Below are 17,210 nucleotides of genomic sequence, written 5' to 3'. Positions count from 1 at the left end.
ATGTGCGGACTGTGCGGGACCTTCGCGCCGGCCGGCGTGGCCGACCGCGGCGTCGCGGCCGCCATGCACACCCGGCTGGTGCACCGCGGCCCGGACGAGACGTACTCGCTGAGCACCCCGGTGATCACGATGAAGCTGGGCCGGCTGGGCATGACCGGGCTGCGCGACGGCTGGCAGCCGGCCGAGGACCGCAGCGGGCGGTTCGTCGCGATGACCAACGGCGAGATCTACAACGAGGAAGAGCTGCGCCGGCATCTGGGCCTGGCCGGCAGCGAGAACCGGGTCGACGTGTCGGTGATCCCGGAGCTGTTCGCCCGCTACGGCCCGGCCGGGCTGGAACGCATCGACGGGCAGTTCGCCACGGCCGTCTTCGACCGGGCCGAGAGCGCCCTTTACCTGGGCCGGGACCGATTCGGCATCTGCCCGATGTACTACACGACGGCCGAGGGCCAGGTGCACTTCTGCTCGGAGCTCAAACCGCTGGTCACCAGCGTGCCCCGGCAGTGGCGGGTGGACGCCGCCGCGGTGGACCAGTACCTGTCGCTGGGCAACATCGTGGCGCCGCGCACCCTGGTCCGCGACGTCTGCGCGGTACGACCCGGATGTGTGGTGCGATTCGGCGCCGGCGAGCCGCACACCGTCCGCTACTGGCGCTACGGCGACTTCGCGACCGGCGCGCAGCCCGCCCCGGCCGAGGAGATCCGCGACGTGGTGCGCGGCGCGGTGCGCGACCGGCTCCGGGCCGACGTCGAGATCGGCGCCTATCTCAGCGGCGGCTTCGACTCCAGCACCCTGGTCATGGAGGCCAGCGCGGTGCGCGAGAAACCGCCCCGGACGTTCTCGGTGGTGTTCGACGACGCGGCGCTCGACGAGGACGGCTACCAGCGGGCGGTGTCCGAGGCGGTGCGCAGCGAGCACCACCGGATCCGGTGCCGGCCCGCGGACGTGGCGGCACAGTTCGAGCAGATGGTGCGGCACTGCTGCTATCCGCAGCGGGAAACGTACAACGTCGCCGCGCTGATGCTCTCCCGCGAGGTCGCCCTCGCCGGGCTCAAGGGCGTCATCTCCGGCGAGGGCGCCGACGAGCTGTTCTTCGGCTACGACTCGTACGCCTTCGACGGCGCCCGCCGCCGGCCGCGTCCCGCCCGGGCGGAGAACGAGCAGGCGTGGGGCCGGGCGGACTTCAGCTGGGAGGTGGACTGGGACCGGGCGGCGCACCGCCGGCAGATGTGCCTGAGCGCGGCGACCCGCGACGCGCTGCACGGCCGGGAGTTCTGGCGTGAGCGGCTGATCCCGCTCACCGACGCGCAGGCCGCCGCGCTCACCCCGATGCAGCTGCGCTCGGTGGCCGACGTCTACGTCCAGCTCGGCGGGCACCTGCTCGGCGACCACGGCGACACGGCGCTGATGGCCAACTCGGTCGAGGGCCGCTATCCGTTCCTCGGTAACGCGGTGGTCGATCTGGGTCTGCGCACCGCGGACGCCGACAAGGTCGCCGACTTCGAGGGCAAGGCCTGCCTCAAGGCCGCGTACGCCGGGATCGTGCCGCGCCAGGTGGTGAGCCGGGCCAAGCAGGGCTTCACCGCGTACGGGCTGGACGCGATCAGCGACGAGCGCACCCTCGCCGGCTGGCGCGACCTGGTCGCCGCGTCCGGCGTGTTCACCGCCGACGTGCTCGGCGCGCTCGCGGCCGACCGCACCCCGGACAAGTGGGACGTACGGCTGAGCGTGATCAGTATCAGCATGGTGATCGACGAGCTGGGGCTGACGCTATGACCGGCATCTGGAACGACCTGCTGCACGGCCCGCACTGGCGGTCGACACGGCTGCTCTGGGTCGAGGACGACACCGAGTACACCTGGGTCCAGGTCGACACCCTGGCCCGGCAGCTCGAAGACGCGATCGGCGCGGCCCGGGTGGTGCGGATCCGGTCCGCGTCCAAGCTCGGCTGCTTCGCCGGTCAGCTGGCCGCCTGGCGCGCCGGCTGCGTCGCGGTCGCCGACGACGGCAAACTCGGACCGGCCGAGATCGACCGGATCCGGCCGGACACCACGGTGCGCACCGACCTCGTCTCCCCGCCGGAGGTGGTGGCGAGGACCGCACCGCGCGCCGACCTGCCCGCCGAGGTCGTCGCGGTCAACCTCACCTCCGGCAGCACCGGCAGCCGCAAGGTGGTTGCGGTGACCCGGGACAACCTGGCGGCCCTGTTCGCCTGCCGCGGCCTGGACGTGCCCGGCGACGGCGACCTGGTGGCCGGCAGCTTCGCCACGCCGACCTTCGACGGATGGTGGTTCGACACCTGGCGCACCGTCGCGGCCGGCGGCGCGGTGGTCTGCCTGCCCAGCGTCAACGAGGACGTGTTCGCCTGGAGCGAGCTGGCCGAGCGGTACGGCATCCGGCGGGTCCTGCTGCCGGCCGCGGTGATCGCCACGATCGTCGAGGCGCTGCCGTCCAGCGTCGCCGCCATCCCGTGGATCTTCAGCGGGGGCGAGCAGTTCCGGGCCGCGACCGTGCGCCAGGCCCGCGCCGCCGGGCTGACCAACCGGTTCGTCAACCTCTACGGTCCGACCGAGGCGACGTTCGCCACGCACGGCTACCGGCTGCCGGCCGGCTTCGACGCCGACACGATCCCGATCGGTCAGCCGCTGGACGGCTGCGAGCAGACCCTCGATGAGCTGGCCGAGCCGGGCACCTACGAGCTCGTCGTCGGCGGGCCGCTGGTCTGCCTCGGCTACGTCGAGCGGGGTGCTCTCACCCGCCGCTTCGACGGGGTCTACCGCACCCGCGACATCGTGCGGGTCAGCGGCGAGGCCGACCTGGTCTACGCCGGCCGGCTCGACAGCCAGATCAAGGTGAACGGCATGCGCGTCGACGCCGCCGCGCTCGAACAGCAGGTCACCGAGCTGCCCACGGTGCTCGACTGCCGCATCGCGCAGGACGGCCGGCGCACCGTGGCGTTCGTGCTGGGCGACCGCGCCGTCCAGCCGGACGTGGAGACGGTGGTCAAGCGGTTCTCCCCGGCGATCGCCGTGCAACTCGTCGCGCATTTCCCGACCAAGCCCGGCGGCAAGGTGGACCTCGCCGCCCTGATGGACCAGCACCGCGCCCTCGACCAGCTCGTCACCGCCAAGGACGGAGAGCAATGAGCCAGATCTCGGTACCCATGATCATCGAGTGTGTACGCAAGGCGGCGGACAAGGAGGTGGCCGCCGACACCGACATCTTCTCCGCCGGGGTGGACTCGCTGGCCGTGCTGCGCTGCCGGGCGCTGCTCAAGGAGCAGACCGGTGTCAAGGTGCCCGGTCACGTCTTCTTCGGCGGCCGCACACCGGCCGGCATCGTCGCGATGATCGACGCGCAGAGCCCGATCGGAGCCCAGCATGTTGGTCGTTGAGGACAGCCCGCTCTACTCCGCCGAGTTCTTCGCCGCCGGCGACCCGTACACCTACCTCAACGACCTGCGCGAGAACCACCCCGTCTCGGTGCACCGGCGCGCCGACGGCTACGAGTTCTACGCGCTGACCCGCTACGCCGACGTGTACGCCGCCTACGTCGACCACGTCGGGCTCAGCTCCTCGTACGGCACGATGATCGACGGCTCGTACCGGCCGGAGAAGGACTCCGCGTCCGGGCGGATGCTGATCGTGGCCGACGAGCCGGCGCACGCTCAGATCAAGAAGCCGGTCAAGCACAGCGGCTTCAACCGCGAGATGATCGGCCGGATCGGCGAGACGGTACGCCGCAACATCCGCACGGCGCTGGGCGCGCTGTCGGTCGGCGACCGGCTCGACTTCACCACGGTGGTCGCCCCGGAGCTGCCCAAGGGCGTACTGGAGGTGCTGTTCGGCATCGGCCCGCAGGACGCGCTCGGGCTGCTGGAGGCGACCCGCACCATGATCGGCTACCGGGATCAGGCGTACGTCGGCGAGTCGCCGCTGGACTCGCTGGTCGACGCGCAGCTCAACGTGCTGGACTTCATGGACGACCTGATCAGCGCCCGGATCAGGTCCGGTTCCTCGGACGACATGATCGGCTTCCTGGCGCAGCTGGTCGCCGCCGGCGAGATGAGCCGCGACGTGGCGCTGCTCAACGGCCTGAACGTCGCGGTCGGCGGCAACGAGACGACCCCGCACACCGCGAGCCTGTGCGTGGCCACCATCGACGACGAGCGGGCCCAGTGGCGACGGGTGGTCGACGGGCAGGTCGCCAGCGGTGTGGCCACCCAGGAGTTCCTGCGCTGGACGTCGACCAACAGCTACGTGCAGCGGCTGTCCGTGCGCGACGTCGAGATCGGCGGGCAGACCATCCCGGCGAACAGCTTCGTGACGTTGTGGAACATGGCCGCCAACCGCGACCCGCGCGTCTTCGACCGGCCCGACGAGTTCATCATCGACCGCCCGGACAACAAGCAGATCGCGTTCGGGGCGGGCGTGCACCGCTGCATCGGCGCCCCGGTGGCCACCCTGGAGATCCAGATGTTCCTGGAGGAACTGGCCGCCTGGGACAAGGCGTTCCGCGTGCTGGCCCCGCCGCAGCGGCTGCACTCGAACTTCATGCTCGGGCTCACCGAGCTGCAGGTCGAGGTGATCAAGGCTGGGGAGGACGGGTGAGCGCGCTGCTGGCCTCCTTCCCGGCCGCCGGCTCCGGCGGCAAGACCCTGCAGGTGCTCGAGGAGCTGGCGGTGCGGCGCGGGATGACCTACCTCGCCCTGCCGAACCCGCCCTCGATCGCCGACCTGGACTCGGGGCGCTGGTCGGCGGCGTGCGCCGAGCGTCTGCGCCGGGCCGGCGCGGGCGCGGACCAGGTGATCCTGGTGGGTCACTGCATGGGGGGATTGTCGGCAATCCGGCTGTCTGACGGTTTGGCCGCCACATTGGGTATACCGGTGAGCGTGCTGGCGATCAACACTCCGTGCCCGGACCCCGCCGGCCGGATCCCGACCATGTCGGAGTTCACCGATGCCCAGATCGCCACGGTGCTCGCCCACGACGGCTTCCCGCAGGACCTGCTCGACGACGAGGACATGCTCGCCGAGATCGCCGAGGGGCTGCGCGACGACGCCCGGGTCGCCGACACGATCGCCGCGTGGGTGGCCGGCGCCGGCCGGTTCCGGGCGCTGCACGTGCTCAGCACCCGGGGCGACCACTTCATCCCACCCCGGGCCTGCACCGGCTGGTGGGACCGGGTGCAGGGTGAATTCCAGATGACCGTCGCGGACGGCGGCCACACGATCGACGAGGAGTCGGTCGACGTTCTGGAGCGTGTCCTCGACGGCGTGCTGGCCCGCTCCCGGAGTTTTCTGAAGGCGGCGCCTGCATGACTGATCTCCGGAAGGCGACGGGCGGGACCGTCGGCACGTTCATGGCGCTGTCCACGATCCTCGGCAGCGGCATGATGATCCTGCCCGGCACCAGCTACCACGAGCTGGCCCGGGCGGCGTGGATGCCGTGGGCGGTCGCCGCGGTCTCGGTCGTCCCGCTGCTGTACTGCTACGCCTGGCTGGGCCGGCACCACCCGTCGGCTTCCGGAGTCGCCCACTACTCGGAGGTGGCGTTCGGCCCCTCCGTCGGCCGCGCGTCCGGCCTGCTGGCCGTCGGCGCGCTGCTCACCGGCATCCCGGCGACGGCCATCACCGGCGGCCGCTACGTCGCCGAGTTCTCCGGCGCCGGCTACCTGGCCTGGCTGTTCCCCCTGGTAGTGCTGGTCGGCGCGACGCTGGTCGCCGCGCTCGGCGCCAACGTGTCCGGCCGGCTGCAGGTCGCGCTGATTCTCGCGCTGTTCGCGCTGGTGCTGGCGATGACGGTGCTGGCGCTGGGCCGGCACGGCGTGCCGGCCCCGGGCACCGCGCTGCCCGGCTTCGGCGCGTTCGGCGCGGTGCTGACCGCGGTGTACGTGGCGTTCACCGGCTGGGAGACCGTCGCGTTCACGTTCGAGGAGCACAGACGGCCGGACCTGATCCCACGGATCTTCGCCGCGTCGTACGTGATCGTGGTGGTGCTCTACGGACTGCTGCTGTTCGGGTTGTTCGCCTCGGCCGGCGCGGACGACCCGGCGCTCGATCAGGCGCCGCTGCTGATCACGGCGGAGGCGGCGTTCGGCGCGCTGGGCCGCCCGATCACGCTGCTGCTGGTGGCCGCCACGATCACGGCGAACGTGGTGGCGTCGGTGCTGGCGCTGTCCCGGCTGGTGTTCGGCATGGCCCGCGGCGGCCACCTGCCCCGCGGGCTCAGCCGGATGCGCGAGCGCGACGGCAACCCGGTCGTCGCGGTGTTCGCGGTCGGCACGGTGCTCACGCTGATCGCGCTGCTGCAGTGGACCGGGCTGGTGCCCTTCGCCTGGCTGTTCATCCTCTCCGGAGGGATCTACTTCGTGCTGTACGGCATCGGGGCCGCCTCCTACGGCCGGCTCGCCACCGGCGCCGGCGCCCGGGCGGTCACCGTGCTGTGCGCGGTCACCGTGCTCGCGGTGACCCTCGTCGCCGGGCCGCCGATGTGGCTGTGCTGGGCCGTCTTCGCCGTCGTCTGCCTCGGGATGCTCGCGCTGTCCCGGCGCCCGGCGGCCATGCTGCGGGAGCGGGTGCGATGAGCGTGACGTTCTTCTTTCCGGGCGCCGGCTCGTTCGGCGGTGAGACGCCGGCGGGCGCCGTGCTGATCCGCTACCCGGGCCGCTACGGGCGCGGCTTCGGGGTGCCGGCGCCCTCGTTCGACGCGGTCGTCGACGCCTGCCTGGCGCAGCTCGCCCGGCGCGCGGGCACGCCGCCGACGCTGGTCGGGCACTCCTACGGCGCGTACGTGGCGTACGCGACCGCGGCCCGCCTGGGGCAGGTCGCCGGCCTCGTGGTGATCGGCGCCAACGCCCCGGCCCGCCACGAGGTGGCCGCCGACGCGCTCCGCGACCCGGCGGGCTACCTGCAGCGCGTCGACCCGCAGGCGCTGGCCGACGTGCCGTCGCCGGAGTGGCGCGACATCGTCGCCGAGACCACCGCACAGGACCTGCGGCTGCTCACCGAGTTCGACCCGGCCGCCGTCGCGCCGCTGAGCTGCCCGGTCCTGGCCGTGCGCGGCGAGAGCGACCCGCTCACCAGCGACGAGGGCATCGGCGCGTGGCGCTCGTGCACCGGCGGCGCGTTCACCGCGCGCACGCTGCCCGGCGGCCATTCCACCGTGCTGCGCGATCCGTCGCTGGCACCGGACACGCTCGACGTCGAGGAGACGGCACGATGACGGTTGTCGAGGGAACGTCCGCCGCGCCACGCAGCCTGTGGCGCAACGGCGACTTCCTCAAGTTCTGGTCGGGCGAGACGCTGTCGCTGGTCGGCACCCAGGTCACCACCCTGGCGCTGCCGCTGACCGCGGTGATCTACTTCGACACCAGCGCGGAGACCGTCGGCTGGCTGCGGTTCCTGGAATCCGCGCCGTACCTGTTCTTCGCCCTGCTCTTCGGCGTCTGGGTGGACCGGGTCCGGCGCAAGCCGGTGATGATGCTGGCCAACACGGTGCGGATGCTGGTGATCGCGGCGGTGCCGCTGCTGGCCTCGCTCGACCGGCTCTCGGTCGGCCTGCTGCTCGCGCTGACGTTCGTGTTCGGCACCTTCTCGGTGCTCTTCGAGCTCAGCTCGATGTCGTTCCTGCCCACCCTGGTCAAGGATCCGGTGCTGTTCGCCGAGGCCAACCGGAAGACCCTGGTGAGCCGGTCGGCCACCGACATGGCCGGGCCGGGCCTGGCCGGGGTGCTGGTCGGCTGGCTCACCGCGCCGATGGCGCTGATCGTCGACGCCGTCTCCTACCTGGCGTCGCTGATCACGCTGCTGTTGATCCGCACGCCCGAGCCGCCGGCGCCGCCGGCGCAGGAGCGGCACCTGGGCCGGGAGCTGGTCGAGGGCGCGAAGTACGTCTTCGGGCACCGGCTGCTGCGCCCGCTGGCGCTGCTCGCCCCGATCACCAACCTGTCGATGACCTGCGTGCAGACGCTGTTCCTGCTCTACGCGGTGCGCGCCAAGGGCCTGGACGCGGCCGCCGTCGGCCTGATCATGTCGTGCTCCGCGGCCGGCGCCATGATCGGCGCGCTGATCTCCAAGTGGATCATGCCGCGGTTCCGGATCGGGCTGGTCTACGGCGTCGCGCTGGGCGTGCTCTACGCGGGCCCGCTGCTGCTGCTCGCCGCGCACGGACCGCGGCCCGTGACGGTCGCCCTGCTCGGGCTCTCGTTCGCGATCTCGTACCTCGGTGGCGGGCTGTCCAACGTCATCCAGCTCACCCTGCGTCAGACCTGCACGCCGGCGCGGCTGATGGGCCGGATGACCGCGGTGTTCCGCACCCTGCTGTTCGGCGGCGCCGCGCTCGGCGGGCTGGCCGCCGGGATGATCGGCGGGGCGCTGGCCCTGCAGACCGCGATGACCGTCGTGGTGATCGGGTCGGCCGCGCTGGTGGTGCCCCTGGCCCTGTCCCCGGTGCTGCGCCTGCGGCACATGCCCGACGTCGTCTCCTGACCCTCTTTCCGACCCCCGGCTTGCTTGGAGGAAACCGACCATGACCGTTGAGACCGAGCGGGACCTGCGGGCCCGGCCGCTGTCGCTGGCGCAGGAGCAGCTGTGGTTCCTCGACCAGCTCGCGCCCGGCGAGGCCACGTACACCATCCTGATGGTGTGGCGGCTGCGCGGGCGGCTGCGCACCGGCCTGCTGCACCGCGCGCTGAACCTGATCGTGGCCCGGCACGAGTCGCTGCGGGTCACCTTCGGCAGCGACGAGGGCGCCCCGTACCAGATCGCCGCGCCGGCCGCCGACGTGGCGCTGCCGGTCGTCGACCTGAGCGACCTGCCGCCGGCCGAGCGACAGCGGCGCGCCGAGGCCGAGGTCGAGGCGCTGTACGACCAGCCGTACGACCTGGAGACCGGGCCGCTGTACCGGTTCCGGCTGCTGCGGCTGGCCGACGACGAGCACATCCTCTGCCAGGGCTATCACCACACCATCATCGACGGCTGGTCGGCCGCGCTGATCAACGACGAGCTGTCCGCCGCGTACCGCAGCCTTGTCGACGGGGCCGAGCCGGACCTGCCCGCCGTCGAGCTGGACTTCACCACGTACGCCGCGAGCCAGCGCGCCCGTCTGACCGGTGCGACGCTCACGCAGGAGCTGGCGTTCTGGAAGGAGCGCCTGGCCGGCCTGCCGGTCCTCGACCTGCCTGCCGACCGGCCCCGCCCGGTCGGCGGCCGGCACGCCGGCGACACGGTCATCCGTGAGTACCCGGCCGAGCTGCGCGAGCTGGTGCACCGGCTCGCCGAACAGCACGGCGCCTCCGCGTTCATGGTGCTGACCGCCGCGTGCACCGTGCTGCTCAGCCGCTACACCGCCGGCGTGGACGTGCCGCTCGGGGTGCCGATGCTGGGCCGGCCCGAGCCCGAGCTGGAATCGGTGGTCGGCATGTTCGTCACCATGTCGGTGCTGCGCGCCGACCTGTCCGGTGACCCGTCCTTCGCCGAGCTGATCGACCGGATCGCCGACGGCACGCTGGACCTGTACGAGCATCAGGAGGTGGCGTTCCACCAGATCGTCGAGGCGGTCGCCCCGGCGCGCGACGCGGACCGCAACCCGCTGTTCGACGTCAGCATCCAGCTGCTCGGCGGCAACAACTCGGGGGAGAACCTGCGCCTGCCGGGCGTGGCCGCCGAGTACCTGCCGCAGTCCTCGCGCACCTCCCGGTTCGACATGGCGATCAACGTCATCGACACCGGCAGCACGCTGCGCGCCAACGTGGAGTACTCCTCGGAGCTGTTCGACCGCTGGCGCATGGAGGCGATGCTCGACCATCTGGAGACGGTGCTGCGCCGGGCGGCCGCCGACCCGTCGGTCCGGGTTTCCGCCATCCCGCTGGTCACCGGCGCCGAGCGCGACGCCCTGCTGGCGGCCGGCGAGGCGGCCGGCGCCTACGTCGTCGACGGGGCGCTCAACCTGATGCCCCGCGGCGTGCCCGGCGACCTGGTGCCCGCCCTGGCCGAGGACGCGCCGCGCACCGGCGAGCGCGGACGCTGGACACCCGACCTGCGCCTGGAGAGGGTGCCGGCGCCGCAGGAGACGACCCCGGCTTCCGTACGGCAGGCGAGCCCCGCTGAGCTGTCCGAGACCGAGCAGAAGGTGGCCGCGATCTTCGGCGAGGTGCTGACGCTGCCCGCCGTCGGCGCCGACGACAACTTCTTCGACATCGGCGGCAACTCGCTGCAGGCCATGCGCGTGATCAGCCGGGTCAACAAGGGGTTCGGCATCAAACTCAGCGTGCGCAGCCTCTACGGCAACGCGTCGGTGCGGGCCATCTCGGCCGCGGTCGAGCAGAAACTGGCGGAGCTGTCGTGACCGACCTCGACCGCATCATCCCGCTCCACACGAGCGATTCAGGGACGCCGCTGTACTGCGTGCACTCCAGCTCCGGGTCGGCGTACTCGTACCTGGGCCTGGCGCGCACGCTGGACCGGCCGGTGTACGGCATCGAGGCGCCCGGCTTCGACGGCGCCCGGGAGCCGGTCCGCTCGGTGCCGGCGCTGTCGGCCGAGTATGTGGCGGCGCTGCGCGAGGTCCGCCCCGACGGGCCGTACCTGCTCCTGGGGTGGTCGCTGGGCGGCATCCTGGCGCTGGACATGGCACGCCGGCTCACCGACCTGGGCGAGTCGGTGCCGGCGGTGGTCATGGTGGACGTCAGCGTGCCCGAGGTGGCGCCCCTGCCGGCGGAGAAGACGATCGTCCGGCGGTTCGTGCACGAGATCCTGGCGTCGCTGGGCGCGCCGACGCCGGCCGGCCTGCTCGAGAGGTGGCCGGACGACGCGCCCAGCGACGAGCTGCTCGCGGCGGCGGCGGACCTGCTGCCGCCGGAGCTGGACGCCGAACTGCTGACCGAGCGGTACGGGGTCTTCCGCGCGCTCGTGCAGGCGTCGTACGGGTTCGCGGTCACCCAGCCGTACCACGGGCCGGTGACGCACGTGATGGCCTCGGAGTCGCTGGGGCCGCACCTGGACTGGTCACCGATGGCCAAGGACCTGACCGAGCACACGGTGACCGGCACGCACCATTCGATCTGGTCCGCCGCGAACCTCCCGGCACTGGCACGGCTGATCAGCACAGCGCTCCCGGCCTGATCGGTCCCGTCGGTCACGGCCGGACATCGCGCCTGGCCGAGGTGCTCAGCCCGCCCAGGACCAGGGTGGCGTCGACAGGAGATCGAAATGTGACGATGTCAAGGCGACCGGGCGCCGGTCGGCATCGCGTGAGATCATCCCGCGGTGCGTCGCGCGATCATCACCCTGCTCGTGGTCTGCCAGAGCGCGCAGGCGCTGATCTTCGGCGGGATCGCGCTGTTCCTGCCACTGATCCGGACCGACCTGGGGCTCAGCTTCGGGCAGGCCGGGACGCTGGCCGCGGCGAGCAGCCTGACGTACGCGCTGATGCAGGTCCCGTCCGGCTTCCTGGCCGACCGGTTCGCCCCGCGCACGCTGTTCCTCACCGGGCTGCTCGGCACGAATCTGCTCGCGGCGATGTTCGCGGTGCTCGACTCGTACGACCTGCTCCTGATCAACCAGGCGCTGTCCGGGTTCTTCCGGGCGCTGGTCTTCGCGCCCGGCCTGCTGCTGATCAGCGAGCAGTTCCCCAGCGACCGGCGGGCCACCGCGATGGGGCTGTACGTGGCCGGCGGCTTCTCCTCCAACATCCTGCTCAGCTCGGTCGGCCCGCTGCTGGTCGGGCCGCTCGGCTGGCGGCTGCTGTTCGCGGTCTTCGCGGCGGCCGGCCTGCTCACCCTGATCGGCTACCGCCGGGTCACCGGGCCGCCGGCGCCGGGGCCCGCGGCGGACGACCCGGTCCGGATCACCGACCTGCCCGCCCTGCTGCGGCACCGGATCGTCCGGCTGACCGGGGTGATCCAGTTCGCCCGGCTCGCCGTCGCCCAGGGCTTCACCTTCTGGCTGCCCACCTGGCTGGTCGTCGACCGCGGCCAGTCGCTGGCGGCGGCCGGGCTGGTCGCCGCGCTCGGCGCCGCGGTCACCGCGCCGGCCAACTACCTCGGCGGGTACCTCTCCGACCGGATCGGGCGTCCGCTGCTGGTGATCGGCGGCTCGCTGGCCGTCCTGGCCGCCGGCCTGTCGCTGCTCACCTACGTGCCGGGGATGCCGGCGGTGCTGCTGGTGGTCGCGCTGATCTCGGTGGTCGTACAGGTCTACTTCGGGCCGCTGTTCGCCCTGCCGATCAGCGTGCTTGGCGCCCGGCGGGCCGGGCTGCTCAGCGGATTCGGCAACTTCTGCGCCAACCTGGGCGGCTTCGCGTTCGTCTACCTGCTGGGCGCGGTGAAGGACGCCACCGGCTCGTTCCGGGCCGGCTTCCTCGGCCTGGCCGCGCTGTGCCTGCTGGGGCTGGCCGCGGCGGCGGCCGCCCGGCAGCCCGCGGCGGCCCGCCCGGCCGGGTCACGGTGACCGCTGCCACGCCGGCCGCGATCCCACACCCGGCGATCCCGTTCTGCACCCGAACACGCCTTCACCGGCACCCGGAAAGGTCCGATCACAGGGATGTTCCCCGCCGCCACCTCCGGCGGCCCGCCGACCGAGGAGCCCCGTCATGGACCGGCTGCAGATGATCGTGGCGCGCCTGCACGCCCGCCGCCCGGGCGCCGACCAGGGCGCCACGGTCGTCGAGTACTGCCTGCTGGCCGCCCTCGTCCTGGGCCTGTGCCTGGCCGCCGTGTCGCTGCTCGGCGGTCACGCCGTCCCGGTGCTGTCCGGTCTGGCCGACCGGATCGCCGCCTGGTAGGCCGCTGGCCGGCGGTCCCGGTCCGGCGGGTGTCCTCACCGGACGACCACCTGCCGGACCGGCGGATGCCCGGCCGGGACCGAACACCGCGGCGACCTCCCGCCCGGACGGTCGCCGCTCTAGAAGAGCGTGCGCGCGACGGCGCGGGCCAGCGCCGCATAGCCCGCCGGGTTCAGGTGCAGGTGGTCGCCGACGTCGAAGGCCGGCGCGAGGCGGGCCGGGGCGGCCGGGTCGGCGACGGCGGCGGCGAAGTCCAGGTACCCGTCGAAGACCCCGCCCCGGATCACCCCGTTCACCGCGATCCGGGCCCGTTCCCGCAGCCCACCCGGGTCGTCGTAGCCGGTGTGGCCGCCGAACGGGGTGATCGTCGCCCCGTACACCCGCAGGTCCTGCGCGTGCGCGCGCTGCACGATCTGCCGGTACGCCCCGGTCAGCGCGGCGATCACCTGCCGCTGCCCGGCCTCGGTCGCCTCGGCGGTGCCGATGTCGTTGACCCCTTCGAAGACCAGCACCCACGCGGCCCCGCTGACGCCGAGCACGTCCCGGTCGAAGCGGGCCAGCACGTTCGGCCCGAGCCCGTCGTGCAACACCCGGTTGCCGCCGGCCGCCTGGTTCAGCACGGCCAGCCGTGGGTCGCGCAGCCGGGCCGCCAGCTGGTCCGGCCAGCGGTCGTTGCCGTTGGTGGTGGATCCCCGCCCGTCGGTCAGCGAGTCGCCGAGGATCACCAGCCCGGCCGCGCCGGTGGCGGTCACCTCCACGCCGCTGAGCAGGTACCAGTGGTCGACCGGGGTCCCGGCCACCTCCGCATCGGCGTGCCGGTCCCCGCGGATGAGCCACGACGTCGTCCGGGAGCCGGGGTGGGAGGTCAGGTTCAGCCCGGCCTGGCCGTCGGCGAGGTAGGCCGAGACGGTCAGGTTCGAGCGGGGCGCGACGGTCATCGGAACCGGGTCGGAAACGATCTGCGCCCCGGCCGGCACCACCACGGACGGCTGCCCGCCGAAGGTCAGCGGGCGTGAGCTGCCCGGCACGATGGCGCCGGTGCCGGCCGCGCCGTTTCGGGGCAGCGCCACCGCGGCCGCGGTCAGCGGCAGGTCGGTGGTCCCGAACGCGTTGGAGAACCGCACCCGCAGCCGCGGCCCGCCGATCGAGAGGTGCACGGTCTGCCGGATCGTGGTGTCCACGAGCACCGCGTCGTTGCCGGTGAACGGCGCCGGCGGCATGTTCCCCGGCTCGGTGAGCTGGGGCATCGCGGTCCAGGTGTGCACCCACGAGGAGCGGGGGGCGGTGGCGGGGGCCGGCGACGCGACCAGGCCCGCGCCCACGACGCCGGCCGAGCCGGCCAGCAGAGCACGCCGTTTCATGATCAGAACCTCCGGCTGGTCGGCGGGCCGAGATAGCTGTATCGGACCCCGCCGGTGTCCACGATCAACCGTTGCAGGATCACCGTCGGGTCGACCGCCCAGAACGTCACGGTGTGCGTGCCGGGCCGGTCGATGCGGTGCGTGGTGGTGGTGACGTTGATGTTGTCCGAGGTGTTGCGCGCCCACTGGCGGTTCATCGTGGTGTCGTTGGCGCCGGTCGCCGCGATCACGTCGACGATCTGCGGCTCGGCGCCGTCCACCGAGATCGCGTACCGCAGCCCGGGGGTGGGCAGCACGTTGTTGCGCGGCGACACCAGCGCGGCGATCCGCACCGGCCCGGTGCTGGTCAGCGTCACCCGGTAGTCGAGCCGGGCCCCGGCGGCGCGCAGCGGCGTCACCCCGTCCCCGGCCTTGCCGATGCCGGGCAGCACCTGCCAGTCGCCGGTCCTGCGGTCGGATCCGGTGGCCGGGATCGACACGTACCCGTTGGCCTCGGCGTACCCGCGCGGGGTGACCTCCGGCTTGCGGATCGGCGCGTGCACCACGACGGTGCGGCCCGCGCCCTCGATCCGGATCGGCACGTCGGTGACCCCGGCCGGCGCCCGCCGCCAGTCCACCGACACGGTGGCGCGCACCTGCTTGCCGACCGTCCCGGCCGCCGGGGTGACGTGCACCCACGGCCGGCCGGGGGTGATCGTGTAGCGGAACGGCGTGGCGCCGCGGTTGTAGACCTCCAGGTACTGCTGCGGCTGGGCCTGCCAGGGGCTGAACTCCGGCAGCGTCGAGGCGTCCCCGCCGTCGAGGGCGACACCCATCGCCGCGCCCGCCGGCACCTCGATCCGCTTCAGGTACGGGTAGATCTCGTCGGGCAGCGCCACGTTGTTCAGCTCGGGTTGCTGCCAGCCGGCGTTCGAGCCGTAACGGGCCACGTTCCCGTACCCGATCTTGGGCTGGAGCTGCCAGTCCTTCCACTTCCCGCCGGCCAGGGCGGTGTTGTAGTACGCGTTGAGCGCCTGGTCACGCGCGAACCGGGCCTCCGCCTCGGCGGCCAGGTCGTTGGTGGCGGCCCGGCCCTGCGCGGCGTACATGATGTTGGTGAACTCGGCGCGGCGCAGCTCGTACAGGTTCGCGGTCGCGGCGACCTGGTAGTACACGAGCTGGAAGTAGGCGTCCTGCCAGGCGTCCGGCACCCGCCGCTTGATCCGCTCGGCGCGCGCGGCGAGCGCCTGCCACTGCGCGACCACCCGGTCCATCTCCCGGTAGTCGGTGAGGCTGAACGGGTTGCCCTGATCGTCGTAGACCACCGCGCTCGGGTCGGTCCGCACATCCTTGGCCGGGTCCACGGTGATCCGGCGGTTGAGCAGTTCGGGCTTGCGGCGCGACTGCAGGACGCCGTACGTGGCGAGCACCTCGGCGATCTCCGCGGACAGCGGCCCGCCGAAGTTCTCCGCCGCGTACCGGCGCTCCCAGTCGTCGATGCCGCTCAGCGGGATCGCGTCCGGGTTCCACGCGTAGTCCAGGAAGAACTGGGTGGGCTCCTCCTCGTTCTTCAGGTCGCCGACGTTGGCCACCCAGAGCCGGTCCACACCGGAGGTGTAGGCGCGGTGCAGCTGCTCCCAGGTGTTGGTGAGGTTGGCGGTGTCCACCCACTTGTAGTTGCGGCCGTCGCCGACGTAGTCGAAGTGGTAGTAGAGGCCGTAGCCGCCGCTGCGCGCCGGCAGCGACGGGTCGGGCAGCTTGCGCATGTTGCCCCAGTTGTCGTCGCAGAACACCACGGTCACGTCGTCCGGCGGCCGGTAACCGGCGTCCCAGTAACGCTGCACCTCCTTGTAGAGGGTTTGCACCTGGGGCGCGCCGAGCATCCCGGCCTCGCCGAGGATCTGCCGCTGGGTCTCGATGATGGAGCTCATCAGGTCGATGCCGTCGCCGTCGGGCAGGCTGACGTCGCCGTTACCGCGCATCCCGAGGGTGACCACGCCCTCGATGTTCTGCTCGCGCATCCGTTCGACACCGGCCCGCCAGTACGCCTTGACCGCCTCGGGGTTGCGCCGGAAGCTCCACTCCCCGGTCCCGGCCGGGTGCCGGTTCCACTCCTCGATGCCGCGCATCATCGGCGCCTCGTGCGAGGTGCCCATGACCACGCCGTAGTAGCTCGCGGTGGCGTGGTTGGCCGGGTCGTCCTCGGCGAACGCCCGCCCCCAGACCGCCGGCCACAGGTAGTTCGCCCTGAGCCGCAGCATGGTCTCGAAGACCTTGGCGTAGTACTCGGCGTTGAGCCCGCCCGGGTGGCCGGGGGCCTTGCCCGGACCGAAGAAGCCGGGCGCCCAGGTGCCGGTGGCCGGGTTCTCGTCGTTGATGAAGAAGCCGCGGTACTTCACTTTCGGGGTGCCCTGGCTGTGCCGGCCGGGCAGGGCGTAGAGCGCGTCCGCGTGCGGAACCGGCACGTCGTCGAAGAAGTGCCAGGGTGACACGCCGATCCGCCGGGACACGTCGTAGACGCCGTAGATGGTGCCGCGCTGGTCGCTGCCGGCGATCACGAAGGCCCGGCGCACACCCGGCAGCGGGTGCTCGACGATCTGCTGCAGCGAGGTCTCCCACCGCCCGGCGACGCCTCGGGTGTCGAGCCGGCCGGCCGCCACCATCCGGTCGATCAGCGCGGAGCGGCCGATGGTGCCGACGATGATCGGGTCCCGCCCGGCCGGGATGGTGTCGCGGCTCAGCCCCGGCGTGACGCCGGTCGCGGCGCCGAGGTCGGAGCTCAGGTCGCCGGCGACGCGCAGCACGCCGGGGTGGTCGTCGCCGCTGGTCACGATCGGTGCGGCGGCGCCTCGGGCGACCAGCGGGAACCGGCCCGGGCCGGGCCGGGTGGACAGGTAGCCGTGGTCCGCGGCGGCCCGGCCGGCGGCCTTGCCGGCCGCGCTGCCGACCGCCGCGGCGGGGGCCGGGGTCGCGGTGAGGACGGCCAGCGCGGCCAGCGCGGCCGCGAGGTGACTTCGCATGGGTACGCCTCCGGTGGACGAAGCGCTCCGAAACTTTCGGAAACATGCCGATTCGGTACCGGAAACGT

14 protein-coding genes are annotated in these 17,210 nt (G+C 72.7%); 12 read left to right on the top strand and 2 right to left on the bottom strand.

The genetic code is table 11. The features are described from left to right. The 12 genes from asnB to ACTEI_RS09735 all read left to right on the top strand — a co-directional run bounded on the left by asnB (position 1) and on the right by ACTEI_RS09735 (position 12,782). Positions 1-1,776, top strand: coding sequence for an asparagine synthase (glutamine-hydrolyzing) (gene asnB / locus ACTEI_RS09790; RefSeq protein ID WP_122977360.1), 1,776 nt, complete (start codon positions 1-3; stop codon positions 1,774-1,776). Next, positions 1,773-3,146: an AMP-binding protein gene (locus tag ACTEI_RS09785; protein WP_122977359.1), complete on the top strand. Its 1,374-nt coding sequence runs from the start codon at positions 1,773-1,775 to the stop codon at positions 3,144-3,146. Before asnB ends, ACTEI_RS09785 begins: the two co-directional genes overlap by 4 nt. Then, entirely contained in the window at positions 3,143-3,394 is a 252-nt protein-coding gene (locus ACTEI_RS09780) for an acyl carrier protein (RefSeq protein ID WP_122977358.1), read from the top strand. Before ACTEI_RS09785 ends, ACTEI_RS09780 begins: the two co-directional genes overlap by 4 nt. Then, positions 3,381-4,610 (top strand): cytochrome P450, encoded by a 1,230-nt coding sequence (locus ACTEI_RS09775; protein ID WP_122977357.1) that lies wholly within the window; start codon positions 3,381-3,383, stop codon positions 4,608-4,610. The genes ACTEI_RS09780 and ACTEI_RS09775 overlap by 14 nt, the downstream gene beginning before the upstream one ends. Continuing rightward, entirely contained in the window at positions 4,607-5,320 is a 714-nt protein-coding gene (locus tag ACTEI_RS09770; RefSeq protein ID WP_122977356.1) for an alpha/beta fold hydrolase, read from the top strand. The genes ACTEI_RS09775 and ACTEI_RS09770 overlap by 4 nt, the downstream gene beginning before the upstream one ends. Next, positions 5,317-6,585 (top strand): APC family permease, encoded by a 1,269-nt coding sequence (locus tag ACTEI_RS09765; RefSeq protein ID WP_122977355.1) that lies wholly within the window; start codon positions 5,317-5,319, stop codon positions 6,583-6,585. Before ACTEI_RS09770 ends, ACTEI_RS09765 begins: the two co-directional genes overlap by 4 nt. After that, complete coding sequence (locus ACTEI_RS09760; protein WP_122977354.1) at positions 6,582-7,223, top strand: thioesterase II family protein; 642 nt, start codon at positions 6,582-6,584, stop codon at positions 7,221-7,223. Before ACTEI_RS09765 ends, ACTEI_RS09760 begins: the two co-directional genes overlap by 4 nt. Then, positions 7,220-8,488: an MFS transporter gene (locus ACTEI_RS09755; protein WP_122977353.1), complete on the top strand. Its 1,269-nt coding sequence runs from the start codon at positions 7,220-7,222 to the stop codon at positions 8,486-8,488. Before ACTEI_RS09760 ends, ACTEI_RS09755 begins: the two co-directional genes overlap by 4 nt. A 40-nt stretch (positions 8,489-8,528) precedes the next feature. Next, the gene (locus ACTEI_RS09750) at positions 8,529-10,346 is read left to right on the top strand and encodes a condensation domain-containing protein (protein ID WP_122977352.1); all 1,818 of its coding nucleotides are present in this window, start codon (positions 8,529-8,531) and stop codon (positions 10,344-10,346) included. Further along, the gene (locus ACTEI_RS09745) at positions 10,343-11,122 is read left to right on the top strand and encodes a thioesterase domain-containing protein (RefSeq protein WP_122977351.1); all 780 of its coding nucleotides are present in this window, start codon (positions 10,343-10,345) and stop codon (positions 11,120-11,122) included. The genes ACTEI_RS09750 and ACTEI_RS09745 overlap by 4 nt, the downstream gene beginning before the upstream one ends. Positions 11,123-11,266: 144 nt before the next feature. After that, the gene (locus ACTEI_RS09740) at positions 11,267-12,448 is read left to right on the top strand and encodes an MFS transporter (RefSeq protein WP_122977350.1); all 1,182 of its coding nucleotides are present in this window, start codon (positions 11,267-11,269) and stop codon (positions 12,446-12,448) included. Positions 12,449-12,590: 142 nt separating this feature from the next. Continuing rightward, entirely contained in the window at positions 12,591-12,782 is a 192-nt protein-coding gene (locus ACTEI_RS09735; protein WP_122977349.1) for a Flp family type IVb pilin, read from the top strand. A 119-nt stretch (positions 12,783-12,901) separates the two neighbouring features. Here the strand turns inward: ACTEI_RS09735 and ACTEI_RS09730 are convergent, their stop codons facing one another. Together ACTEI_RS09730 and ACTEI_RS09725 are read right to left on the bottom strand one after the other, a co-directional pair. Then, positions 12,902-14,143, bottom strand: coding sequence for an SGNH/GDSL hydrolase family protein (locus ACTEI_RS09730; RefSeq protein ID WP_122977348.1), 1,242 nt, complete (start codon positions 14,141-14,143; stop codon positions 12,902-12,904). A 2-nt stretch (positions 14,144-14,145) separates the two neighbouring features. After that, positions 14,146-17,142, bottom strand: coding sequence for a glycosyl hydrolase 115 family protein (locus ACTEI_RS09725; protein ID WP_122977347.1), 2,997 nt, complete (start codon positions 17,140-17,142; stop codon positions 14,146-14,148). Between the last annotated feature and the right edge of the window lie 68 nt (positions 17,143-17,210).

This window comes from Actinoplanes teichomyceticus ATCC 31121 (genome assembly GCF_003711105.1).
Lineage (GTDB): Bacteria > Actinomycetota > Actinomycetes > Mycobacteriales > Micromonosporaceae > Actinoplanes > Actinoplanes teichomyceticus.
This window is presented reverse-complemented; position numbering and strand designations above follow the sequence as displayed.